We start from the raw sequence: 23,753 nt of genomic DNA, 5'->3' as shown, positions 1-23,753 counted from the left end.
CATCCGCCCCCGGCGAATTTTAATATGAAGTTCTTGCATGACTGAGGAGCGGAGCCCGCCGCTGGCGTCCGCCGGGTTTTCGCGCGCTCAGGAGTGTGTGCGGCCCGGATGGGTGCAGATGGCCCGGACGGCCTGCCATTCGTCGGCATCCAGCGCCGGCCGGGGTGCCGGCATGTCCCCGGCGGCCGCGCGGAAACGGGCCGCCCGCGAGGCCATGGCGGGATGGGTGGAGGCATAGTCGCCGATCTTGCGCAGCGTCTCCCGCAGCAGGCGGCCGGACCCGTCCGGCGTCTGCGCGGCCGCAGGCTCATGGCGCGCGAAATAATCCGCCAGCGCTTGCGGCGAGATGCGGGCCTCCCGCAGCCGGGCAATGGCGAAGGTGTCGGCCTCGCGCTCGGCATCGCGGCTGTGCCCGAGGCTGAGGGTGGTGTCGGCGAGCACCCCCACGTCCCCGCCCAGCGCGCGCAGGACAACGCCCGCGCTGAGCTGGCGGATGATCTGCTGGTTGGGGTGGCGATGATGCACGTGCCCCAGCTCGTGTGCCAGAACGCCCGCCACCTCCTCCGGGCTTTTCGCCTTCCCGATGAGGCCGGAGAACAGCACCACATGGCCGCCGGGCAGCGCGAAGGCGTTGTCGACCGGGCTTTCGATCACATGGAGGGTGACGGGCTCGGCAAGGCCGCCCGCCGGGCGCAACCGGTCGGCGAGATGGCGCAGGGCCGCAAGCCCGGCCTGCCCGCTGCATTCATGGCCGCCGCCAACCGCGCGGACCATCTGGCGGCCGAAGGGCTCGGTCCAGCTGTAAGGCAACAGCGGCGCCAGCGCAGCGAGAATGGCCCCGCCGTTCAGTACGAGGGCGGCGGCAAGACCGGCCGCCACCGCCGCCGCCCCGCCCCACAGCGCCACACGTCGAGGCGACGGCCGGGGAGACCGCCGCAACCGCTTCCGCCAGCCGGGCGGCACGTCGCCCAGGAGGACCAGCCGCCAGTCCGGCCGGACCGCGTGGCGCAGCACATGGCGGCCCGGCGCGCGGTCCCCCAGCCACAGGTCCGAAAAAATCAGCGGCTCGGGCTCGGCCCCTTCCCGCAGCAGCGTCAACCCCTCGGCGGTGAGCCGCGCGCGGGCCGGGTGCGCCGCGGCGGTCGCGCCGTCGTGGACAATGGCCTCAAGCTCAGACGGGGCTGAAGTCGAAGACATCGGCTAGCCCCTCGCCCTGCATCGGCACGGCGAGCTGGCTCTGGGCGATGGCGTCGGGGTCGAGCGCCCCTTCCGCCTCCAGATGGCGCAGTGCGAAGGCATAGACGCGGTACCGGAGCATGATGAAACCAAGCCCCAGCGTGAACACCAACATCGCCGCGTTGCCAAGCACGAACAGGAGCCAGTCCTTGAGGGTGGCGTTGAGACGCAGCGGCACGCGGTCGAGCCGGGTGTGGCTGACGATATGCCGCCAGCATAAGACATTGTAGACGAACGCCCCCGCCGCGACGGCCGCATATCAGAACACGACCAGCCTGGCGCCGTTGCGGACGGCCTCCCCGTCCACGGGCAACACCATCTCGCCAGACCACATGACGTCGAGGAAGGCGCGCAGACCCGGAGACAGGGCAAAGAGCGCGAGCCCCAGGCCGACCACCCCGGCCCACACCGGCAGGAACTGCCGGAGCAGCGGCCGGACCGGCGCCTCCGCCCTGAATTCCAGCGAGCCGAAACGCGCTTCGTTCCAGCGCTCGTTCCACAGCCGGGTGTTGACCCACGGCATCGCCAGAAACAGGGTGAGAAGACCGGCAACCGAGCACCCCAGGAATCGGAGACCGTACCCCCAGCCGCGCGCCACCATGCCGCCGCGAATGCCGCGCCATGTGGTGCGCGACAGCAGGTAGCGCTGGGCGCGATAGGTGCCGACACCGGCGAGGTAAAGCAGAAGGCCCCAGAGCAGGATGCTCAGGGCGTCGGCCTCCAGGGCGTGGCCGGCCATGCGCAGACTGTCCGCAAATCCGAAGGCGAGGGAAATCGGCATCAGCACGCCGAACACCACGATGACCATGCCAAGGAACAGCTCGCCCCCGGTGCCGGTGTATTCCAGCGGATCACCCATGACGGTGGTGCGGCTCCAGAGATAGCGGCGCTCCTTTGCCTTGGCCCAGCAGCGGTAAATGCCGAGGGTCAGGATCGTCAGCAGCAGGTTGACGATGGCGATGCCGAGAAATTCCGTCCAGCTTCCCTTGAAACTGACCAGCGGCGGCTGGTCCGTACCAGGCGTTTCGACCGTCATGAGTCCCCTCCCCTCTACCAGTCGCCCCCCCAACCGGGCATTGCGCCCAAAAACGTAAGGGTGGGGATACAAACCGGTCAATCAGAGGCGCGGGGGTCCTACCTGAACAGGGGAAGCCTCAGCGGCGGGCGGCGTCCGCCGGGTTTTCGCCGCGCGCGCGAGGAGGGAAACCGGAAGGTCAGACGAGGGCGGCGGGCGTCGCGCCCAGCACGCGGACAATCTCCCGCGGGTCGAGCCGGACCTGAAGGCCGCGCTGGCCGCCGTTGAGAAAAATGCGCGGCAGGCCCTGCGCCGCTTCCTCCAGAAAGACCGGCACGCGGCGGCGCTGGCCGAACGGGCTGATGCCGCCAACGCGATAGCCGGTGATCCGCTCCGCATCCGGCACCGGCATCATGTGCGCGGCCTTGCCGCCCGCCGCCGCCGCCAGCCGCTTGAGGCTGATCTCCCGGTCCGACGGAGCAATGGCGCACACAGGCTTGCCGTCCACCAGCACCATGAGCGTCTTGTACACCTCGGCCGGATCGACCCCCAGCGCCTGCGCCGCCTGAAGGCCGACCCGCTGGTCGCCCGGCGCGTAGTCGTAGGTGTGAAGCGTGAAATCGACGCCTGCGCGCTGGAGCGCCACAACCGCGGGAGTGGATTTTGCCATGTCGTCCTCATGCCGCCTGTTCGCCCGCCGGGGCTGCCTTCGATAATCCGCGCCCCGGCTGCGGGGCAAGGTGCCGGCCCGCAAAAAATCCCGCCCGAAAAACAAAAGACCCGGCCGGGACGTGCCCGGCCGGGCCAACCTCAGGGGGCTCTTGAGGTCAGCGGAAACGGTAGGTGGCCTGGAGCAGCACCTCACGCGGACGCCCGATGGCGATGCCGATGTTGTCGGGCGTGCCGAGCGTTTTGTCGAAGGAGGCGACGCCGTAATATTTGTTGGTGAGGTTGCGGCCGATGACCGCCAACTCCCAGGCGTCCTCCACCTCGTGCAGGCGCACGCTGGCGTTGAGGCGGGCAAAGCCCTTCTGCCAGCTGCCCGGGTTCTGGTTTTCCTGCATCCAGTAGCCGCTGGTGTAGTTGACGTCCGCGCTGAAGCCGAGCGCGAGCACGTCGGTGAGCGGCGTATCGAAGGTGAAGCCGCCATTCATGTTCCACTTGGGCGCGCGCGGCAGCGCCGTGCCGGTGAGATCCTGCGTGACGCACGGCGAGCCATCCGGGTTGACCTGGCCCGAGTAACAGGGCGCGCCCGCGAAGTTGAGATACTTCGCCCGGTTGTAGCCGACGGCGCCGCGCAGGGTGAGCGCCTCGTTCACCGCATAGCTGGCCTCCAGCTCCGCGCCGGTGGTGCGGGCCGAGGCGGCGTTGCGGATGGAGAAGGTGGCATTGGCCGCATTGAACGAGGTGAGCTGGAGATCCTCGAACTTGTAGCGGTAGACCGCCGCGTTCAGCGACAGCGCCCCGTTCAGGAACGAGCCCTTCGCGCCCAGCTCGCCGCCCTTGGCGGTTTCCGCGCCGAACCGCAGGTCGTTGGCGGTGGCGTCGGACGCCAGCGAGGACGGGTTGGAGAAGCCGCCGGACTTGTAGCCGGTCTTGTAGGCAACATAGAGGGTGGAGCGGTCGGACGGGTGCCAGCTGAGCGTGACTTCCGGCGACCAGTTGTCGTCCCGGTAGTGGCCGTTCACATACTGGCCCTCGGGCAGGAACCCGCCGATCTGCTCCAGCAGGTCGTGCATGTAGCTGTGGCCGACGCGGGCGAATTTTTCTTCCCACGTCCAGCGCGCACCGCCCGCCAGTTCGACATTGTCGGTGATGTCGATGATCGCCTGGCCAAAGAACGACCAGGTGGTGCCGCGATTGCGCGAGCGCAGCGCCCAGTTGTTGTAGAGGCCGGTGGTGGGGTCCAGCCCCAGCGCGAAAATCTGGCCATGGCCCACCGTCGAGCGGCGCATTTTTTCATAGTAGCCGCCGACCACGAAATTGAACGGGCCGTCCAGATCGGACGCCGCGCGGATTTCCTGGCTGAAGGCCTGGCTGGTGTCGTCGTTGCGGCCCCACACCGCGCCGGCGGCGGTGTAGTCGAAGTTGTCGAAGCCCTTGTTCGCGTAGCGCCAGTAGCCGGTCACGGAGGTGAAGGTGACCGTCGGCAGCTCGTAGTTCATGGTGAGCGAGCTGAGGACCGACTTGTACCTGGTGTACGGCCGGCCATCGCGCGCGCCGGTGTATTGCGCCGCGCGCTCCTTGGGCAGCGCGGTGGACGAGCGGCGGCCGTTCAGCTTGCAGTCGCCGTAGGGGTCGGCGACGAACTCGCCCGCCCCCAGCATCAGCGTGTTGTTGGTGGTGTCGCAGATGGTCTCGACGCCCGCGGTCTCGCCGTTGTCCTTGTAGTCGCTGACGAACACCTTGGCCGTGGCGTTGAACCGGTCGGTGGGGGTCCACTCCAGCGTCAGGCGGGCCAGCACCTCCTCGGTTGCGGGCGAGCGGTCATCCCCCGCGCCGGGGCGGGTGTAGTCCGGATCGTCGGGAATGGTGAACGGCCCGGCCACGTTCTTCATGTAGCCGTCCATCTTCTGGCCGCGCATGGCCAGGCGCACGCCCAGCGTCTCGCTGATGGGACCGGAGACCGCGCCCTCGATGAAGCGCTCGTCCGCCTTGAATTCGTAACCGGCGCGGGCATAGCCCTGCCAGGTCTTGGTGGCACCCGCCGAGCGCAGCGAGATCACGCCGCCCGGGCTGTTCTTGCCGAAGAACAGCGCCTGCGGGCCCTTGAGCACTTCCACCTGCTCGATATCGAAAAATCCCTGGGTCGCAAGGCGGCCACGGCTGACCTGAATGCCGTCCAGGTTGACCGAGACGGTCTGCTCGATGCCCGCGTCCAGCGAGGACGAGCCGATGCCGCGAATGGCGAAGGACGCGCCCGCGCCGCCGCCGCCGGTCTTGGCGATGATGACCTGCGGCACCATCTGGCCGATTTTCTGAAGGTCATTGGCGGCGTAGCGGTTGATGTCCTGCGCGCCGAGCGCCGAGACGGCGACCGGCACGTCCATCAGGCTTTCCGCCCGCTTGCGGGCCGTGACGATGATGTCGTGATAGAAGCCTTCGCTGGCGGCCTCCCCGGCCGCCGCATCCGCCGCGCCATCCTGCGCGAGCGCTGGCCCCGCCAGCGCAAGCGCGGCAACGCCGCACGCCAAACGCACCCCATACCGCGCCACAAAACCGGACACACACTTCATAACCAGGCCCTCCCCCGTGCCAGCGTCGGGGCGGTCTGCCCGGGATTGGGCAGCCGTTCCGCGCTGGTCTTGCGCAGGGCGCCGGCTTGAACGGCGGGAATGCGAGGCCTTGTTTTTATGTGCCTCCGGTCAGGTGCCGCTGGCTGCCCTGCAATTCATTCTTGGCAACCAACGCTGACACCGGCCCAGACCGGGATAAACTAATGAAACTGCTAGGCTAAATTGGTGCTGGCAGCAAGCACGCCTGCCGCCAGCACCTGCTCAGGACCGCCGGCGCAGACAGGCAACACCGACAAGGCCCATCCCCAGCAGCGCGACCGAAAGGGGCTCCGGGATCTCCTCGGCGGGCACGGCCGGCCGCAGCGTGGAGGGGAAGGAAATGTCGCCGGTGAACCCGGGCAGATGGACCTGGCCGTTCTGGGTGAAGCTGCCCGCGACCAGGGTGCCGTCGATGGGCGTGACGTTGGAGACATGGGCACCCGGCGCCAGCACCGAGCCGAAAATCTGGCGGTCGAAGGTGAGCACCTCCGCCTCGTAGAAATTCCAGATGATGTTCTGGCTGGCGAACAGGTTGTCGGGCAGGCCGCCCTGCTGCCAGTTGGCACCGAGGGAGTTGTTCTTGCCTGCGACGTTCACGACGATGGTGCCGAGCCCGGCGATGTCGTCGCCATAGAAGCCGTAGCTGCTGAGCGCGCCGAGAAAACCGTCGTCGAGATTGAGCACGGTGAGGCCGTCGCCGTTGGTGTCCGCCAGCTGGAGGCGGAAGTTGTTCCGGTCGCGGACGTCGGCCGCCGTGTAGCGGATGTCCGCCTCGCGGCTCGCCAGATCGGCCGACAGGGCCAGGAAGTCAGAAACATCGAGCAGCTTTCCGCGCGCGGCGTCGCTGCCGGCCTCCACGACGCGGCCGCTCGTGTTGCCGGTCAGGCGGACGGAATTCGACGCGACGGTGCCGCCCACGTAGGCGCTGCCGCCATCCTGGATTTCAACCAGGCCGGAGACATTGCCGCCCGCGTAGAAATCACCGTTCTTGACCTTGATGCCGGAGGCCTTCACGTCGCCCGCGACGGTGAGGCCCGCAGTTCCCGTGTAGCGGGTGTTGTTGGACCCGACCATGTTGTTTCCGGTCAGGTTGCCGCCAACGTAGATGCTGCCCTGAATGTCGTGACGCAGATCGAAATCGTCAAAGACGATGAGATTGTAGTCGCGCATGGCCTCGAGCGCCGTGACCGGACCCGCCTGCGCAGGGGCCTGAGCCCCGAAAACCACGGCCAGAACACCTGCAATACACCACGGCCGCCGCATACGCTCACCTTTACGCTAAGTGTACAAACATCTCTGCCTTATCCCTTTCATATCGGTATGCAAACGGAGTTTTCCAAGCCGGACGGGCAAAAACGGGGGGGCGAGGCCCGAAACGGCCAAAAGTCGTGCCAGATCAGGGGGTTGCGCCGCCCCGTCACGGCCGCGCGAAAATTTGTCGCGCCGGGCGTGGACCACCGGGTCCGGCTCGAAGCGCCAGAAGAAAAAAAATGAAACTGCCAGGCTAAATTGCTGCTGGCAGCACAGAGTCCCCGCGCGGCAAACGGCCCGGCTCCGGGCGCCGGCGCTGGACGAAGACGAGGCCGGCGAGGCCGAGACCCAGCACGCCTGCCGATGCGGGCGCGGCGATCTCCACCGGCGGCGGGTCGAAGGTGATTAACGTGCCCCGGTAGCCGGGCCAGTGCACCTGCCCGTTCTGGGTGAAGCTGCCCGCAACCAGGGTGCCGTCGATGGGCGTGACGTTGGAGACGCGCGCGCCCGGCGCCAGCACCGAGCCGAAGATCTGGCGGTCGAAGGTGAGCACTTCCGCCTCGTAGAAATTCCAGATGACGTGCTCGCTCGCGAACAGGGAGTTGGGCAGGCCGCCGGTCTGCCAGTTGGCGCCGATGGAGATGTGCGTGCCCCCGACGTTGATGATGATGGTGTCGAGGCCGGCAATGCCGTCGCCATAAAGGCCGTAGCTGCTCAGCGAGTCCAGAAAGCCCGCTTCCAGCGACACAACGGCGACGCCGTCGCCATCAAGGTCGGCGACTGTGATGCGGAAATTGTTGGGATCAAGAATATCGGCCGAGGAATAGCGGACCTCCGCCTCCCGGCTCGCCAGCGCGGACGACAGGGCGAGAAAATCGGCCACATCCAGCAGCTTGTCCTGCGGGCGGGTGCTGCCGGTCTCGATGGTGCGCCCGGCGGGGTTGCCGTTGAGCCGGATCGCATCCGGCGCGGCGGTGCCGCCCACATAGGCGCTGCCGCCGTCCTGAATTTCCACCAGGCCCGAGACCACATTGCCGCCGACGTAGAGGTCGCTGTTCTTCACCTTGAGGTTCGACACCATGACGTCACCTGCGACGGTGAGGCCGGTCGCGCCGGTGTATGAACCGAAGTTGGCGCCCACCATGTTGCCGCCGGTCAGGTTCCCGCCCACGTAGACGGCGCCCTGGATGTCCTGGGTCAGCCTGAAATCGTCAAAGACGATCAGGTTGTATTCGCGCAGGGCCTCAAGGGCCGTCACCGGCCCCGCGTGCGCCGGGCCCAGGGCGAAAACATTGGCAACCAGAGCGACACCGAACAGAAGACGTGCAGACTGTGCCATATCGACCTCTCCGCGATGTGCGCCCGCACTCTGCCGGACATATCGTTAAATATTTATTGTTGATATTAGCAGTTTCCTGCCAAGTCTCCCATCGGTCAAGACACTTTCGTGCGACGACATCAGGTTTGCGCGAAGCGGCGTCAGGCCGGCCGCCGGAACGCCTGCCGCGCCGCCTCCGCCCGCGCGCGGGTGCAGCACCCCGGCGCATGATCGTTAACCAGACCCATGGCCTGCATGAAGGCGTGCAGGGTGGTGGGGCCGACGTACCGCCACCCCTGCTTGCGCAGCGCCCGGGAAAGGGCAGCCGACTCGGGCGTCTCCGCCACAAGGCCGCGCCGGGCGTGGACCACCGGGTCCGGCTCGAAGCGCCAGAAGAAGGCGGCCAGCGAGCCTTCCTTCTCCCGCAGGGCAATAGCGCAGCGCGCGTTGTTGATGACCGCCTCGATCTTGCCGCGATGGCGCACGATGCCGGGGTTCTGCAGCAGGCGGGCCACGTCCGCCTCGCCGAAGCGGGCCACCGCCTCGAAATCGAACCCGGCGAAGGCCGCGCGGAAGGCCTCCCGCTTGTTGAGGATGGTGAGCCAGCTGAGGCCGCACTGAAAGCCTTCGAGGGAGATTTTCTCGAACAGCCGCCGGTCGTCCCCCACCGGAAAGCCCCATTCGGTGTCGTGGTAGTGCTGGTAGGCCGGCGTGGCCAGGCACCAGGCGCAGCGCGGCTGGCCGTCCGGCCCTTCGGCCAGTGGCGTGTCTGTCATGGCGGCGGGTTCCTCCCTGTTATCCGGCCCCCTGTTGTCCGGCGCGAGATAGTGCCATGTTCGGTTTTTGTTCTCAAGACGCGTGCGACCCCACCCCTCCCCATCGGGAAGGCCGTACCCCCGCTTTTTGCTCGTTTTCAAGGCGGCCGGCTGCTTCCTATTGTGACAGACACCGCGCTCCGGGTGAAACCGGGGCCGGCTGTCACCCGCAACCGAGGACACAATGACAGCAAGGTCGGCCGGAACTCCGCGCTACAATGCCCGCAAGGAAGCTGTGCTGACGGCGGCGATCGACCTGCTCAACCAGCAGGGCGTGCGCGGTGTGACCTTCGCCGAGGTGGCCGCCGCCGTCGGGCTGACCACGACCAGCGTTGCCTACTATTTCCCCCGCAAGGAAGATCTGGTGGCGGCGTGCATGTTGCGCGCCATCGAGCGCTGGGACGGCATGATCGACGAAGCCCGGCACGCCCCCGATGCCGCCGCCCGGCTGGAGCGGCTGATCGGTCTGTGTCTGGAGAACCATTTCCTCATCCGCGCGGGCGAGGCCCCGCCCCTGGCGCGGTTCGACGAGCTGCGCGCGCTGCGGCCGCCCCATGCCGAGGTGGTGCGCGAAGCCCTGCAGGCGATGTTGCGGCGCCTGCGCGGCCTTCTCGACGGGCCGGAACTGGCCTGGGCCGGACGGCGCGGCCTCAATGCCCGGACCAACCTCATTCTCGAGCAGCTGCTGTGGTCGGTGGTGTGGGTCGAGCAGTACGACGCCGGAGACGCCCCGCGCCTCACCCGCCGGGTGCTGGAGACGCTGCTGGGCGGTGTTGCCCGGCCCGGCGCCGTCTGGGCGCCCCGCCTGCTGACCCCTGCCCTGCCCGGCGCGCGGGACAACGGCGCGGACGCCTTCCTGATGGCCGCCACCCGGCTCATCAACGAGATCGGCTACCGGGGTGCCTCCGTCGCCCGCATCGCCGAGAGCCTCAACGTCACCAAGGGCGCCTTCTATCACCACAATGACGCCAAGGACGATCTGGTCATCGCCTGCTTCGAGCGCAGCTTCGAGATCATCCGCCGCACCCAGCTGGCCGCGGCGGCGCTGGAGGGCAACGGCTGGGCCCGGCTGACCGCCGCCGCCGCCAGCCTGGTGGCGTTCCAGCTCTCCGACCACGGGCCGCTGATGCGCGCCTCCGCGCTGAGCGTGCTGCCCGATTCCATTCGCCGCCCGGTGCTGGTGGAGGCCAACCGCCTCTCCCACCGCTTCGCCGCGATGATTTCGGACGGCATCGCCGACGGCTCGCTGCGCGCCGTCGATCCGTTCCTGGCGGCGCAGATGCTGCTCGCCGGCATCAACTCCGTGCTGGAGATGATGCGCCTGGTGCCGGACGTGACGGCGCAGGAGGCCACCGACCTCTATCTCAAACCCACCCTCTATGGCCTGTTCACCCGGCTGGACTGACCGCCGCCCCTGATTGCGCCCGAAGCCCGCACCCGAGCCCCGCGCCCGACGCGGTGAGCGGATCGGAACCTCCCTGCATGGCTGATGTTCCTCCAGCATCCGCCGGGCTGCCTGCGCGGCCCGGTGTCCAGCCCCCCAAGCCATTGCAAGAGGTGTATCCATGCATGCTCAAGAGATGATCCGCACGCATCCGGATGTGCGCGGCAACACCAATGACATTCTCATCCGCTGTATCGAGGAATGCTGCGACTGCGCCCAGGTGTGCATTTCCTGCGCGGACGCCTGCCTTGCCGAGGACATGGTGCACGAGCTGCGCCAGTGCATCCGCCTCGACCTCGACTGCGCCGACCTGTGCACCGCCATGGCCAGCATCGCCACCCGCCGCACCGGCTCGAACGAGGAGCTGATCCGCATGATGCTTCAGGCCTGCGGCACCGCCTGCCGCCTGTGCGCCGAGGAATGCGAGCGTCACGCCGATCGCCATGAGCACTGCCAGGTGTGCGCCGAGAGCTGCCGCCGCTGCGAGCAGGCCTGCATGCAGGCGATGGACACCATCCGGCCCAGCACCCACTGACCCGGACCCGGCCGGACCGTCCCGCCGGCTGAACCGGCGCGGCGGTCTGGCCGTCCCCCCCTTCTCACAGGAGGCAGCCAATGGCGAACGAGCGCAGGACGGAACGCTACATGAGGACAATGTCGACCGGCGCCCGGGAGGCCTTCGGCACCGTCCCCGAGGACGAGGACGGCAGCGAAACCCGGGGTATGCGCCGCCGTCTGCGCGGCCGGGCCCGGCACCTCTATGGCGAGGCGCGCCATGTGGCGGAGGACGCCGCCCACACCGTCAGCCGCCGGATTTCGGACCAGCCGGTCGCCGCTGTGCTGATTGCAGCCGCCCTGGGGTTCGTGCTCGGCATGGTGGCGTTCCGCCGGGAGGACGACGACATGCGCTGGTCGGCGCGCCGCCGCGCCCTCTAGCGCACCGACCACGGCAATTCCCGGGCATCCCGCCGCGCCGGCCGGAACAGGCACCGGAGGCTGTCGTTCTTCTGGCGCTGGTTCGGGGCTTGCCTTGCAATTCGCCGAGCCGTGACTTCCGGGCGGTGCCAGGTCGGCAGACGCCGGGGACGGCCGTGGCGGGTCGGATTTTTTTCAAGCACTTTCAGGAGTAAGGCCATGAATGAGGATCGGGTTGAAGGCACCTTGAAGTCCGGTATGGGCCAGGCGCAGCGCGGCCTCGGCAATCTGACCGGAGACTCGCAGATGCAGGCGGAAGGCACCCGTCAGGAAATGATGGGCCGCGCCCAGCACCTCTACGGCACCGCCCGCGACCAGGTCCGCAGTGCCGCAAACCAGATGAGCCAGAGCGTCTCCGAACATCCGGTGCGCTCGCTGCTGATCGCGGGCGCGGTGGGCTGCGCGGCCGCCCTTCTCACCGGCCGGAGGCGGCGGCGGGACCGCGCGGAGCGCGAGCTTTACTGAGCGCACGCGCCCATAGCCATCTGAAATGACGCCATCCGAAATGGCGGAGGCCGCCGGCGCACGCACCCCTCATGGCGCGCGCCGGCGCCGCTGTTACCGGACGCGGAGAAAACCCTTTTTCCAAGAGGGAGGGCGGAGCGCGCCTCAGGCCGCGCGGCTCCGCGCCAGCAGCCCCGCGAGGCCGGCCGCATCGGCCGGGCGGCCGAGCAGAAAGCCCTGCCCCACGTCGCAGCGGTGGGCGCGCAGGAAATTCGCCTGCGCCTCGGTCTCGATGCCTTCCGCCACCACGCTGATGCCAAGGCTCTGGCCGAGACTGATGACGGCCCGGATGATGGCGCTGCCGAAGGCATCGTCGTCCAGATCGCGCACGAAGCTGCGGTCGATCTTGATGGTGTCCACCGGAAAGCGCTTCAGGTGCGAGAGCGAGGCAAAACCGGTGCCGAAGTCATCGAGCGCGATGCGCACCCCGGCGTTGTTCAGCAGGTTGAGAATGTGATCCGCCCGCTCGGCCTGCGTGCCCAGCAGCACCGATTCCGTCACTTCCAGCTCCAGCCGCCAGGGCGGCACGCCCGCCGCCTCCAGCTGGCCCAGCACCCGCTCGGCAAAACCGTCGCGCAGGAATTCCGCCGACGCCGCATTGACCGCCACGTGGCCGAATTCGTAGCCCGCATCCAGCCAGACGCGCATCTGCGCGATCACCCGCTCGAACATCCTGATGCTGATGGACTCCGCCAGCTCCGCATCCTCCAGAGCCGCCGCAATATGCCCCGGCCCCTGAATGCCCCGGCTCGGATGCTGCCAGCGCAGCAGCGCCTCGAAGCCGACAAGCTGGCCGCTCTCCAGCCGGAATTTCGGCTGGTAGTAGGGCACGATGGCGTCCGTCTCCAGCGCCTTGCGGGCCATGCTGATCATCGAGCTGCGCAGCTGAAGCTCGGAGCGCATTTCCGGCTCGAACACCACCAGACAGTTCCGCCCCTGCGCCTTGGCCCGATAGAGCGCCACGTCCGCATTGCGCTGGAGGCTGTTGGCGTCGCGGCCATGATCGGGATAGAGGCTCGCCCCGATGCTGGCCCGGCATTCCACCATATGGCCCTTGAAGGTGAGCCGCTCGCGCATTCGCGCAAGGACCGCCTGGGCCCGGTCGAGCATCTGCTGGCCGTCGGCAAGATTGGGCATGATGAGCGCAAATTCGTCGCCGCCCAGCCGCGCCAGCGTCTCCCCGTCCCGCTGCATTTCCTCCAGGCGCTGCACAAAGCTGCGCAGGAGAAAATCCCCCGCATCATGGCCGAGCGTATCGTTGGTCAGCTTGAGCCGGTCCAGATCGAACAGCAGGAGGCCCACGCTGGTCTGCTCCGCCTCCGCCTCTTGCACGGCCGCGCCCAGGCGCTTGGCGAACAGACGGCGGTTGGCAAGACCCGTGAACGGATCATGCTCGGTCGCCCAGCGGATCTGCTCCTCGCTGGAGCCGAGCGCCGCCCGCGCCTGCTGCTGGCGGCTGTGGGTCTCGATATAGGCCAGAAGCTGGGACGCCAGCCCCTGCAGCATCCGCTCCTGGGACGGGGTCAGCCCTGTGGTGCGCGGCCGGGTGTCGAAACCGGCGACGAACCCGATGACCCGCCCGTCCACCAGGCACAGCGGCGCGGCCGAGGCAAAGCGCAGCCGCCGCCCGCCCGTCACCTGCGGATGGGCGCACAGGCGCGCGTCTTCAATCATGTCGGGAACCGTCAGCAGCCGCCCGGCCTGCAACAGCGGCATCAGGAGCGAGGCCGCCAGCGGCATCTCCGCCGGATCAAAGCCCACATCCCCCAAGGGGCGGAGGCTGGCGCCGTCCATCACCGCCACGGCCGCCAGCGGCACATCGAGGCAGTCCGCCGCCATGCGCGCGTAGGACGCAAACAGCGCGGGCTCGGCGACCGCAGCCGCAACCGCTCGTGCGCTCAAACCCACGGCGGCCTCCGGGCTATCCCACATCGCACCTCTACTGGCACCCTTACGCAGAGACATACTGGCTTTTGATGCTGCCAAAAAAACGATGCCCTCCGGCCCGACCCGCGCCGGGGTGCCGGTGAACGCGACGACTAACAGCCGGTCTTGCCGTCAATGTAAACAATTAAACGCAACGCCCTGTCATCGACAGCCGCCTTTTTCCCAGGCCGCGTCCTTATCGTCACGGCTTTGCTGATACCGGTTATCGTCCCAAGCGAGTGACAAATCCGCCCCGCCGGATCAACCAACTTGACGGGAAATCCCCCGCTCCTGCGACGGTCCGTGCTGTTCCTCAGCCGTTCCGACCGTCCAGCGCGAAGGCCGCCGTACCCAGCAGCCCCACCAGCCGCCGGGTCAGCACAAGCGTCGGAACCGAGCGCATGGCCGGGGCAAACCGCCCCTTGTCCTCGAAACGCTGGCGGAACCGGCTGACGCGCAAGGTGGGCAGCAGCACGGAGGTCAGGTTGCCGGCAAGGCACACGCCGTCCCACGCGCCGAAGGCGAGCACCAGATCGCCCGCAACGCTGCCGTAGATTTCGCAAAACAGTTGAACCGCCTGCGCCTCCGGCCCGTCGGGCGCGGCGGCGGCGGCCTCGGTGATGGCCTCGGGCGGAAGGCCGGGCGGCGTCTGCCCGGCGATGGCGCACAGCGCCTCGTGCAGCGCCACGAGGCCGGGGCCGGAGATGAGCCGCTCGTTGGAGACCCGGCCGAAGCGCCGCTGCAAATGGCGCAGCACCTCCACTTCCCGCTCGTTCGCCGGGGCGAAGGCCATGTGCCCTGCCTCCGACGGCAAGACCACCGGCCGCCCCGCGCGCAGTTGCATCAAACAAACGCCCAGCCCGGTGCCGGGGCCCAGCACCGCCAGGGTCATGTCCGGCCGCCACGCCTCGGGCGGCTGCGGGCCGATGCTGCCGAAATGCGCCATGTCCATGAGCGCGACCGCCCGGCCGATGGACTGGAAGTCATTGACCAGCCGCACCTCCTCAAGGCCGAACGCCGCGCGGGCCTCGGGGGCGGAGACGACCCACGGGCTGTTGGTGAGGCGGACGGTGTCCCCCAGCACGGCGGTTGCCACCGCAAAGACGGCGCGGCGCAGGCCCGCTCCTTGCGCCGCCGTCTCCTCCAGATAACGGCGCACGGCGTCGATGAAAGACGGAAAGTCAGCGGACTTGTACCGGCGCACCTCCAGAAGGGCGGGCTTGCCGTCCGGCCCGGGGCGGGCCAGGGCGAAGCGGGCGTTGGTGCCGCCAATGTCTCCCACGAGTACGGGCGCGTTCTCTGCCACCAGTCCCCACACTCCTCTGGTTGATCCGGCCGAATCGAGCCCTTTTCATAGGCACTGGGGGCAGCGACGCAAAGCCCCGCGCCCCTGAAAACCGGCTCAGCCGCAGACAAACGCGCGAATGGCAGCGTTGAACGGTTCGGCGGCCTCGATGTTGGCGAGATGGGCAGCGGGCAGCACCGCCAGCTGGCTGCCCGGAATGGCGGCGTGCAGCGCCTCGGCGTGGGCGAGCGTCGTCGAGGGGTCCTGACGGTTGCCGATAATCAGCGTCGGCACGGAAATCGCGGCAAGACTGCCCCGCAGGTCCATGCCCGCGATCGCCCCGGCGCAGCCCGCGAAGCCCTGCGGCGATGTTGCCAGCAGCAACTTCCGGATGGCGTCCACCGCCTCCGGTGCGCGGTCGCGGAAGTCGGCGGTGAACCAGCGCGCCAGCGTTGCCTCCGTCACCGCCGCCATGCCCTCGCGGGTGACGGTCTCGATCCGGTCCCGCCAGCCCTCGGGCGGCCCCATGTAGGCGCTGGTGTTGGCCAGGATCAGCTTCTCCAGACGCTCTGGCGCGTTGGCCCCCAGCCACTGGCCGACGAACCCGCCCATGGAGAGGCCGCAGAACACCACCTTTTCCCCGCCCAGCCCGAGCGCGTCGAGAAGGCCGAGCGCATCCCGGCCCAGCCGCTCGATGGTGTAGGGCCCCGCCGGCACGTCCGACGCGCCGTGGCCGCGCGCGTCGTAGCGCAGCACCCGGAACGTGCCGCTGAAGGCTTCCACCTGCGGCCCCCACATGGCCGAGGAAGCGCCGAGCGCGTGCGCCAGCATCAGCACCGGCGCGCCCTCCGGCCCGTCCATCCGCCAGGCGATGCGGCAGCCGTCGTCCACAGTGGCCCGGTTCATGACCTCGCCTCCCCTCCCCCGTCTTGCCGTTTCAACCGGAGAATAACGTCCGCTGACTTTTCGCGCCCCCGGCCCGGCCGCCCGGGCCAGCGGGATCAATCAGGCGCGGCCCGACCGCCGCTCCGCATAGGACCGGCAAAAGCCCGCCCAGCAGCGCAGCAGCTCCGCACCGCGCAGCTCGTCCGGCCGTTCGCGGATGATCTTGCGGAACTCGTCCGCGATGCGGTCCACGTCCCAGCCGCCGCCGAGATCGAGCGCGATTTCCCGCAGCTTCTGCTCCGCCGGGCCGCCGAAGCTGAGGCTGCCCGACGGGAAGGTGAAGCTGTTGTCCACGATCGCGGCCGCGGGCTTGGGCAGCGGCGCGGGCGACAGGTGACTGCGGCGGGGCAGGAAATCCTTCTCGACCGGCGGCGCGGACTCGCGCAGCACCACCACGTCCGGGCGGCTGAAATCCGCCTTGGCGGCCGGATAGACCGCCTGCACCCGGATCCAGGCGTCGCGGATGGCGCGCTGGAAATCACGCATACGCGGGGACTCGAGGCCGAAGTGCGCCTTGCGGACCTTCTCCCACTCGAACGCAATCTCGCCATCCACATTGGGCAGGCGGAAGGCGAGCCACGTGTAAAGATCGATGGCGGTGGCGTTGTCGCGCAGCTGGGCGAGCGCGCGCTCGTCCAGCGGCACGGAATGGCGCATCAGATGGTTGAAGAAGGCATCCGAGAAGCGGATGCGCTTGACGAAGGCATCGCCCTGGAAAATCTCGTAGGCGTTGGCCAGCGCCACGTCCTGCACCGTCTCGCTGTTGTCATCGCCGACGAAGCGGATGGTCCATTCGCAGCGCAACAGGCGCCGCAGCTGCTCGCGCACGCCGGTGAGCGCACCGTTCTTGCCGCCGCCGTCGCTGGAGTAGCCCATGCGGCGCATGAAGTGGGACAGGCTGTTGCCGAGGTAGATCTCGGGGCTGTTGTTCCGCCGCGCCTCGGACATCATGTAGACGAGAATCAGCCGCGCCTTGGGGCCGAACGGCACGCCATAGCACACCGGCTCGCCATCCTCGCCCGGCACCGACTTGGGCGCGATGAGCAGCTGGTAACGCCCGTCCGTGCGCTGGATCGGCTTGTACGGGTTGGCCGGCTGGCGCGCCGGCAGGCTCATGGTGCAGAAGGCGGAATCGAGGAAGCTGAGCTTGGGATCGGCCTTCTCCATCTCGCAGATGGAGGTGATGATCTTGCGGGCACGCGGGTCCCTGGTGGAAGCCATGACCGGCGCGGCGTCGTAGGAAAACAGCTCGAGCTGCTTTCTCAATCCCGGTACGTCGATCCCGTCATTCATCTCGGATCCCGTCACTCATTCTGGCGGCCCCATGCGACTCTCGACCGCAAGCCTAGGGTTACTGGTTGGCGTTTGTCACGCAAAAACACACGGAATTTGCAAAGTCGTCCGCTGGCTTTTCGCGTTTGCCAGTTGGAGCCTGGCAGCGGGATCGTTTGCGAACCGGCCCTCATGTGGCGTCCGGTTTGCAAAAAAGACAAGCCAAAAATTGAAAAACGATTCCTGCCATCGGGGTGCGCCCCGACCGGACGAGGGTCGCCCCGCTGAGTTTTCGTTATCTTATCGGAAGGGATTCAGGTTCGGTCTATAGGAATCAGAATCTGAGCCGTGCGGAAAGTGAGCGGACACGGTTCGAGTCGCTGCGGAAAGGCAGCGGAGCATCGGTGGGAAAGTCGGCGGAGCGCGCGTGCGAAAACTCAGCGGAAGCGCGAAAAGCCAGCGGAGCTTATCCACAGGCTGACGGGGGCTCCCCCCGCGCGCGCGACGGCGTCCGGTCGGAGTCGCACTGGGCCCGGCAGGGCGTTCCGGCTGCGACTCGGAATTTGGCCGAATGCGCAAAGTCAGCGGGAGGGTTTGCAAAATACACCGCTCAGGGGTTTCAATTTGCAAACCACCGCGTCTATAAGCGATCTGTTGCCAGTCCAAGGAGCCTGCTGCACATGGAACCCGTAGAGACGCTCGAGACCATTCTCGCCTTTCGCAACGACACCGAGCTGTCGTTCCAGGCGCTGGAAGATGTGGTTTCGCAGCGCGACCAGCGACGTGAGCTGACGTTGCGCTTCCCGATGGGCAAGGCAGCGGAAATGATCGGCCGCTCCTCCGAGTCCATCCGGGAGGCCGAAGCGTCCGGCCGTCTGCCGCCGCCGGAGCTGTCCGCCACCAACCGGCGCGTGGGCTACACCCTGCCGGAGATCAACAACATGCGCCGGGTGTTCGGCACCCTGCCCTGGCGGGCCGAGACCGACGAGCCGGTCATTCTCTCGGTGCAGAACTTCAAGGGCGGCGTCGGCAAGTCCACCATCGCGGTGCACACGGCCCATTATCTGGCGCTCAAGGGCTACCGCGTGCTGCTGGTGGACTGCGATCCGCAGGGGTCGTCCACCAGCCTCATGGGCATCAACCCGGATGTGGACCTCTCCGGCAACGACACGCTCTATCCCTATCTGCGCCGGGACTACGAGGATCTGAACTACGCCATCCGCAAGACGCACTGGGAGGGGCTGGACCTTATCCCGGCCAACCTGGACCTGTTCAGCTCGGAATATGAAATGGCGGTCCTGCTCAAGGACAACCCCATTCACTTCGACTGGCTGCGCGAGGGCATCGAGCGCGCCGCGCAGAACTATGACGTGGTGATCCTCGACTCGCCCCCGGCGCTCGGCTTCATCTCGCTGAGCGTGCTGCGGGCCGCCAATGCGCTGCTGATCCCGACGCTGCCCTCGAACGTGGACCTGTTCTCCACCCGCAAGTTCATCTCCATGATGACCGACGTGCTGGAGCAGCTCTCCAGCCTGCCGCGCGAGCGCACCTACAAGTTCCTCCGCGTCGTCATCTCCCGCGGCTCGGACACCAAGACCAGCCATGGCGAGATGAGCCACTTCATGGAGGAGACCTGGGGCCGCCGCATGATGCGCGCCCAGCTGAAGGACTCGGCGGAAATCGACAACGCGGGCATGTTGCTGAAAAGCGTCTACGAAATCGGCCAGCCGACCGCCTCGCGCCAGACCTGGACGCGGTGCATGTCGTACCTCGACGCATACGGCAAGGAGCTGGAGCTGCTGATCCGCAAGACCTGGCCGAGCCATTACGAGGCGCTGGAGCAGGCGGGCCTGCTCTGAGCCCATCCGCACGCAGCACAACCGGACCTCCGGCAAGAGGAGAGGGAAGCATGGCGATCAAGGCACGATCCATCATCTCGCAGGCGCTGGAGAAGCGGCAGGCCAACACGCCGGAGCCGAGCGCCGGCGGCGACAACGCCAACCTTTCCACCCGCATGTCGGCGCTGGGCTCGGCGCTGGGCTCGGACACCAAGGTGCAGACCCAGCGGCTGATCGACCCGGCGCGCTGCCGCATCTGGGAGGGCAACGCCCGCATCTACGACCAGCTCACGCTGGCGCAGTGCCAAGACCTCATCGACAACCTCATCGCCGAGGGCGGCCAGAAGATCCCCGCCATCGTGCGGCCGGTGCGGGGCGATGCCAACGTCGATTACGAGGTGATCTGCGGTGCGCGGCGCCACTGGAGCATCAGCTGGCTGCGCGCCCACAACTACCCGGAGATGAAGTTCCTCGTCGCCGTGCAGGACATGGACGACGAGACCGCCTTCCGCCTGCAGGACCTGGAGAACCGCGAGCGGCAGGACATCTCGGACTACGAGCGCGCCCGCTCCTATGCTCTGGCGCTGGAGAGCTATTACGACGGCCAGCAGCACGCCATGGCCAAGCGGCTCAACGTCTCTGAAAGCTGGCTGAGCCGCTATCTGACCATGGCCCGGCTGCCGGAGGAGGTGCTGGCGGCGTTCGGCGACCGGCGTCTGGTCAACATCACCGCCGCGGCCGAAATCGCGCCGCTGCTCAAGACCGAGAAGAGCCGCGCCGCCGTGCTGGCCGCTGCCGCCGAGCTGGCGGCGGAGCAGGCGCGGCTGGCGGCGGAGGGCAAGCCGTTCCTGCCGGTGGCGACGGTGCGGACCCGGCTCAAGAAAAGCGCGGCCGCGCCGAAGGCCGCCAAGGCGGGGCCGGAGACCGTGACCCTGCCCAACGGCCGCCCGATCCTGCGCTTCACCCGGCCGGGCCGGGGCGGCGCGTTCCAGATTCAGGTGCTGCCCGGCCATGGCGCCAGCAAGGATCAGGTGATCGCCTACATCACCCAGACGGCGGCGCAACTGCTGCGCTGATCTTGCAGACCTGCAATTCCGCTCAAAAGCCGCAGTTTTCTGCGGCTTTTTTGTTGCCATTGCCCCTGGAAAAAGGGGCAGCTTTCCCTGCCGGGGGCCAGCGGGGAGGGGCCTCTGATGCGGGGCCGGGCAGGGGGCCGGGTTGGTTCGCCCGGCTCCGTCTTGCAGATCTGCAATCTTCCCCCAAACCCGCAGAAAACTGCCGTCTCCGGGCTGTTATTGGTGGGGATGAGGGCAGGGCGCCGGTCTCAGTCCTCGTCTGATTCGTCGTCCGCCAGCGCGTCGAGGGGCGGGGCGATGCCCAGCCGCTCCAGCGCCCGGTCGACGGCCGCAAGGGCATCGTTGAAGGCGGCCTCGTCGAAACCGGCCTCGAGCGTCGCCGGATGCGGGGCGAGGGCAGGGCGGCCCCGGCTCGGCGGTTCGATCCCCGCCATCTGCACCAGAAGGGGCCCGGCGTAGCGCTGGTAGATGGGGCGCTTCATCCCGGAGCGGTCAACGATCGGCTGCACAAGCCCGATCGTCTCGCCCGCTTTCAACAGGCGCGAGGTGGTCGAGACCTGCTGCCCCCAGCGCCGCGCAAGCCCGGCGGGCGAGAGGGGGCGGGGCCACAGCGCTTCCCAGGCGAGGCGCCGCAGCGCCTCCTTCCGCTGAGTTTTCGCGCCCTCCACTTTCCGCTGACTTTCCGCCACCGCCCGGTCGATGTCCTCCAGCAGCCGCAGCCCCTGTTGCGCCTGGGCGGCAAGGCGCTCGCAGAACCGCTCGATCATCTCGAGGGACGAAAATTCCTGCGAGGCGAGGGACCGCACCGAGCCCATGAGCCCGGGCAGGTGGGTCTGGGTCAGCTTCAGCCGATGGAGGGCATAGGGCATGGCCAGCGCGAGGTCGCAGCGGTCGAGCCGCAGGCGCTCCAGCCGGTGCAGGCGGGCGATCAGCAGCACGAGCACGGGGCCCCCATGCGGGCCAAAAGCGCACACCTCATCCACCACCGCCTTTTGCGCAGCGTGGTCCTTGCGCCGCTCCATGGCGCGCCAGCGGCTGCGGGCGGCATGGGTCTGGCGGCCGATGGCGGGCTCCAGAACATGATTTTCGGCCCCTGCCAGCGCGGAAAAAATGCGTGTGGCGTCAGCGGGCTCGCTCACCTGCCGGGCCAGCTCCGCCAAAGCCTGGATTTCGTTGTAGGCCCGCCAGAGCCGGGCGTAAGGATGGCCGAAAACGGCCTGATCCAGCCGGGCCACGGCCATGGCCGCCTGCTCGCAGGCCCTCAGCGCGGCGAGGCGCGCCCCGGCGGTTTCCACCTCGTATCCGGCCAGTGCGGAGAGAAAAGTTTGCACGAGATGTCCTTTCGCGCAAACTTAACCATAGGCGCGCTGACAGTGCAATCCCTGATGGCGGAGAGGTGATCTTGCAGCCGCAGCCACTCTAGCACGGCCGTATCCCTCGGGCCAGCCCGCCGCCCATGGCAAGGGTGAGGGGCTAGCCCATAACGATTATGTCGAAATCGAAAGGGCGCAAGGGTGTCCGTAATCCTCATGCCTGATGCTGGTGCCTCTGTCCGCGCCGGTCTCTCGGGAAAAAAGAAAGACGCTCAAAAAAAGAAACCGGGCTGGCGATGGCCAACCCGGCTTCCCTGTTCGGGATCGGCTCCCGGGACGGGCTCCCGGGAAAAAATGCGGCTTGTTATTCGGCGGCGACGGTGTCGAACCGGTCGGTCTCGCGCAGGAGGCCGGACATTTTCCACTGCTGCTCCAGCACGCCGGGGCCATAGTTTTTCGAGCCGCCGAGGGTCTCGGCAATGGCCTGGAAGCGGGCGCCTTCCTCCAGCAGCACGATATAATTGGCGAGGTTCAGGAGACCCTTGCGGCCCCAGGCGGTGGAGCCGCCGTTGGCCTCCAGAATGGCGGGCACGTCCGGGTCTTTCGCCAGCACGTCCAGAATAAAGCTCGCCTCGCCCTGGCGGCGGTCGATGTAGATCGGCAGCTCCCGCGCCCGCGTCCAGCGCTGCACCGGCACGTAGCGGATCGGCAGCGCGCGGTGGCTCTGCGACCAGGCACCCAGATAAACCGTGTGCACGTGGCTGACGGTGGTGATGTCCGCATGGGCGCGGAAAATCGGCAGGTAGCGGCCGCCGCCCAGATTGCCGTTGGCATCGCCCGAGAGCACGGTGCCGTCAAAGGCGAGGATGGTCGGGTTCAGCGGGGCGTCCGGCCGGAACGGGCCGGGATAGCCGAGGGAGACAACCGCGTCCTCGCCCGGCACGCGCTCGACAAAATTCACGGTGCCGGAGGGGGAGAGGGTGCCGGTCTCCCGCAGCCCGCGAAAGGCGATGGCGGCGTCCCGCGTGGCCTGCTCCGCAAAATCCAGAATCGTGGAGTTGAGTGTGGTCATGGCGGATATCCTTTTTTTTTGAGAGGCGGATTATTCGGCGGCCACGCGCTGCCGGCCGGCGGCCTGACCCAGCAGGGGGAGCACTTCCTCGCCCACCCGGTAGGCCTCCTCGAGGTGCGGGGTGCCGGCGAGGATGAAGGCGTCGGCCCCCAGCCGGATCAGCTCGTCCAGCCTGGCCGCGCACTGCTCGTAGCTGCCGACGATGCCGAGCGCGGGGCCGCCGCGCAGCAGGCTGAACCCGGCCCAGAGGTTGGGTGCGATGATGAGGTCCTCGTAGCGCCTGGCCTCGGTCGGGCGCAGGGCCGCCTGCCGCGACGCGCCGACGGAGTCCGTCTGCTGGCCGCGCAGCCGGTCGCGGGTTTCGGCCGAGACATTCTCGAAGCCGATGCGCACATCCCGCCAGGCTTCCTCCTCGGTCGGCCGCGCGACGAGGTCGACGCGCACCGCGCATTTCTTCCGGCCGCCGAGCGCGGCCGTGCGCTCCTTGACGCGGGCGAACTTGTCGGCGAGCTGGTCGAACGGCTCCAGCCAGGAGAGGTAATAGTCGGCGTGTTTGGCGGCGGTTTGCAGCGCCGCGTCGGACGAGCCGGAGAACCAGATTTCCGGCAGCGGCTCCTGCCGCAGCAGGGGCGGCAGGCTGCCGTTCTCGATCCGGTAGAAGCGGCCCTGGTAGGAGAAATCGTCGCTGCCCCAGACGCCCTTCAGGATGTCGAGAAATTCGGTGGTGCGGCCGTAGCGGTCGTCGTGGCTGAAGCTGTCGCCCCACCAGAGCTGGGCCGGGCCGCCGCCGCCGGTGATGATGTTGTAGACGGTGCGCCCGCCGGTCGCGCGCTGGAGGCTGGCCGAAAGCCGCGCCGCCTGCACCGGATTGAGGAAGCCCGGCTGGAAGGCGATCATGAAGCGGAAGGTCTTGGTCTCGCGCGCCAGCAGGGGGGCGATCACCCACGGGTCGTCCGTGTTGGGGAAGGAGGGGATGAGCCCGCCGATGAAGCCGGAAATTTCCGCGGCCCGGGCGATTTCCGCCAGATGGTCGATGTAGCGGAAGCCGTCGTCCGCGCCGCTGGCGTCGAGGCCGGGCGCGATGTGGTGCGGGCCGGTCGGCGACCAGTCGCCCCGGTCGTAGGCGTGGTGGCGCAGGCTGCTGTGGCAGCCGTGGGTCGGCAGACGCCAGTAGAAGTCGATGGTCATGATGC

At 68.0% G+C, this 23,753-nt stretch carries 19 protein-coding genes and 1 pseudogene; 6 read left to right on the top strand and 14 right to left on the bottom strand.

All coding sequences use genetic code 11. From position 1 onward, the window contains the following. Positions 1-87: 87 nt before the first annotated feature. The 7 genes and pseudogenes from ACSJJU_RS13550 to ACSJJU_RS13520 all read right to left on the bottom strand — a co-directional run bounded on the left by ACSJJU_RS13550 (position 88) and on the right by ACSJJU_RS13520 (position 8,871). The gene (locus tag ACSJJU_RS13550; protein WP_435916131.1) at positions 88-1,197 is read right to left on the bottom strand and encodes a M48 family metallopeptidase; all 1,110 of its coding nucleotides are present in this window, start codon (positions 1,195-1,197) and stop codon (positions 88-90) included. Then, a pseudogene (locus ACSJJU_RS13545) lies at positions 1,172-2,272 on the bottom strand (YjgN family protein). Before ACSJJU_RS13545 ends, ACSJJU_RS13550 begins: the two are co-directional and overlap by 26 nt. A gap of 178 nt (positions 2,273-2,450) precedes the next feature. Continuing rightward, the gene (gene ybaK / locus ACSJJU_RS13540) at positions 2,451-2,921 is read right to left on the bottom strand and encodes a Cys-tRNA(Pro) deacylase (protein WP_435916130.1); all 471 of its coding nucleotides are present in this window, start codon (positions 2,919-2,921) and stop codon (positions 2,451-2,453) included. Between the two features lie 157 nt (positions 2,922-3,078). Further along, positions 3,079-5,487: a TonB-dependent receptor gene (locus ACSJJU_RS13535; RefSeq protein WP_435916129.1), complete on the bottom strand. Its 2,409-nt coding sequence runs from the start codon at positions 5,485-5,487 to the stop codon at positions 3,079-3,081. Positions 5,488-5,748: 261 nt separating this feature from the next. Next, positions 5,749-6,753 (bottom strand): collagen-binding domain-containing protein, encoded by a 1,005-nt coding sequence (locus ACSJJU_RS13530; RefSeq protein ID WP_435916128.1) that lies wholly within the window; start codon positions 6,751-6,753, stop codon positions 5,749-5,751. Positions 6,754-7,030: 277 nt separating this feature from the next. After that, positions 7,031-8,116 (bottom strand): collagen-binding domain-containing protein, encoded by a 1,086-nt coding sequence (locus ACSJJU_RS13525; protein WP_435916127.1) that lies wholly within the window; start codon positions 8,114-8,116, stop codon positions 7,031-7,033. Positions 8,117-8,256: 140 nt separating this feature from the next. Further along, positions 8,257-8,871, bottom strand: coding sequence for a DNA-3-methyladenine glycosylase I (locus ACSJJU_RS13520; protein WP_435916126.1), 615 nt, complete (start codon positions 8,869-8,871; stop codon positions 8,257-8,259). 223 nt (positions 8,872-9,094) lie between these two features. Here ACSJJU_RS13520 and ACSJJU_RS13515 point away from each other — a divergent pair, with 223 nt between their 5' ends. The 4 genes from ACSJJU_RS13515 (at position 9,095) to ACSJJU_RS13500 (ending at position 11,794) form a co-directional block, all read left to right on the top strand. Beyond that, positions 9,095-10,315, top strand: coding sequence for a TetR/AcrR family transcriptional regulator (locus tag ACSJJU_RS13515; protein WP_435916125.1), 1,221 nt, complete (start codon positions 9,095-9,097; stop codon positions 10,313-10,315). Between the two features lie 160 nt (positions 10,316-10,475). Beyond that, positions 10,476-10,889 (top strand): four-helix bundle copper-binding protein, encoded by a 414-nt coding sequence (locus tag ACSJJU_RS13510; RefSeq protein WP_435916124.1) that lies wholly within the window; start codon positions 10,476-10,478, stop codon positions 10,887-10,889. A 110-nt stretch (positions 10,890-10,999) separates the two neighbouring features. Beyond that, a complete protein-coding gene (locus ACSJJU_RS13505; RefSeq protein WP_435916123.1) occupies positions 11,000-11,290 on the top strand; it encodes a hypothetical protein in 291 nt (96 codons plus the stop codon). Between the two features lie 198 nt (positions 11,291-11,488). Beyond that, a complete protein-coding gene (locus ACSJJU_RS13500) occupies positions 11,489-11,794 on the top strand; it encodes a CsbD family protein (protein WP_435916122.1) in 306 nt (101 codons plus the stop codon). Between the two features lie 144 nt (positions 11,795-11,938). On the opposite strand, the gene ACSJJU_RS13495 is transcribed toward ACSJJU_RS13500, so the two are convergent. From ACSJJU_RS13495 to ACSJJU_RS13480, 4 genes are all read right to left on the bottom strand, one after another. Continuing rightward, positions 11,939-13,735 carry a putative bifunctional diguanylate cyclase/phosphodiesterase gene (locus ACSJJU_RS13495; protein ID WP_435916121.1) on the bottom strand — a complete coding sequence of 599 codons (1,797 nt, stop codon included), beginning with the start codon at positions 13,733-13,735 and terminating at the stop codon, positions 11,939-11,941. Between the two features lie 337 nt (positions 13,736-14,072). Continuing rightward, a complete protein-coding gene (gene glk / locus ACSJJU_RS13490) occupies positions 14,073-15,065 on the bottom strand; it encodes a glucokinase (RefSeq protein WP_435916120.1) in 993 nt (330 codons plus the stop codon). Between the two features lie 96 nt (positions 15,066-15,161). Further along, complete coding sequence (gene pcaD, locus ACSJJU_RS13485) at positions 15,162-15,950, bottom strand: 3-oxoadipate enol-lactonase (RefSeq protein ID WP_435916119.1); 789 nt, start codon at positions 15,948-15,950, stop codon at positions 15,162-15,164. Positions 15,951-16,049: 99 nt separating this feature from the next. After that, complete coding sequence (locus ACSJJU_RS13480) at positions 16,050-17,255, bottom strand: replication protein RepA (protein ID WP_435916118.1); 1,206 nt, start codon at positions 17,253-17,255, stop codon at positions 16,050-16,052. A 686-nt stretch (positions 17,256-17,941) separates the two neighbouring features. Here ACSJJU_RS13480 and ACSJJU_RS13475 point away from each other — a divergent pair. Both ACSJJU_RS13475 and ACSJJU_RS13470 read left to right on the top strand, forming a co-directional pair. Further along, positions 17,942-19,120 carry an AAA family ATPase gene (locus ACSJJU_RS13475; RefSeq protein WP_435916117.1) on the top strand — a complete coding sequence of 393 codons (1,179 nt, stop codon included), beginning with the start codon at positions 17,942-17,944 and terminating at the stop codon, positions 19,118-19,120. Between the two features lie 50 nt (positions 19,121-19,170). Continuing rightward, positions 19,171-20,175 (top strand): ParB/RepB/Spo0J family partition protein, encoded by a 1,005-nt coding sequence (locus ACSJJU_RS13470; RefSeq protein WP_435916116.1) that lies wholly within the window; start codon positions 19,171-19,173, stop codon positions 20,173-20,175. 248 nt (positions 20,176-20,423) lie between these two features. On the opposite strand, the gene ACSJJU_RS13465 is transcribed toward ACSJJU_RS13470, so the two are convergent. From ACSJJU_RS13465 to ACSJJU_RS13455, 3 genes are all read right to left on the bottom strand, one after another. Continuing rightward, positions 20,424-21,506: a hypothetical protein gene (locus ACSJJU_RS13465; RefSeq protein WP_435916115.1), complete on the bottom strand. Its 1,083-nt coding sequence runs from the start codon at positions 21,504-21,506 to the stop codon at positions 20,424-20,426. Positions 21,507-21,852: 346 nt separating this feature from the next. Then, positions 21,853-22,560, bottom strand: a complete 708-nt coding sequence (locus ACSJJU_RS13460) for a class II aldolase/adducin family protein (RefSeq protein ID WP_435916114.1) — start codon at positions 22,558-22,560, stop codon at positions 21,853-21,855. A gap of 30 nt (positions 22,561-22,590) precedes the next feature. Then, positions 22,591-23,748: an LLM class flavin-dependent oxidoreductase gene (locus ACSJJU_RS13455; protein WP_435916113.1), complete on the bottom strand. Its 1,158-nt coding sequence runs from the start codon at positions 23,746-23,748 to the stop codon at positions 22,591-22,593. Between the last annotated feature and the right edge of the window lie 5 nt (positions 23,749-23,753).

Source organism: Pedomonas sp. V897, assembly GCF_051304405.1.
In the GTDB taxonomy this organism is placed as follows: domain Bacteria; phylum Pseudomonadota; class Alphaproteobacteria; order Sphingomonadales; family Sphingomonadaceae; genus Pedomonas.
This window is presented reverse-complemented; position numbering and strand designations above follow the sequence as displayed.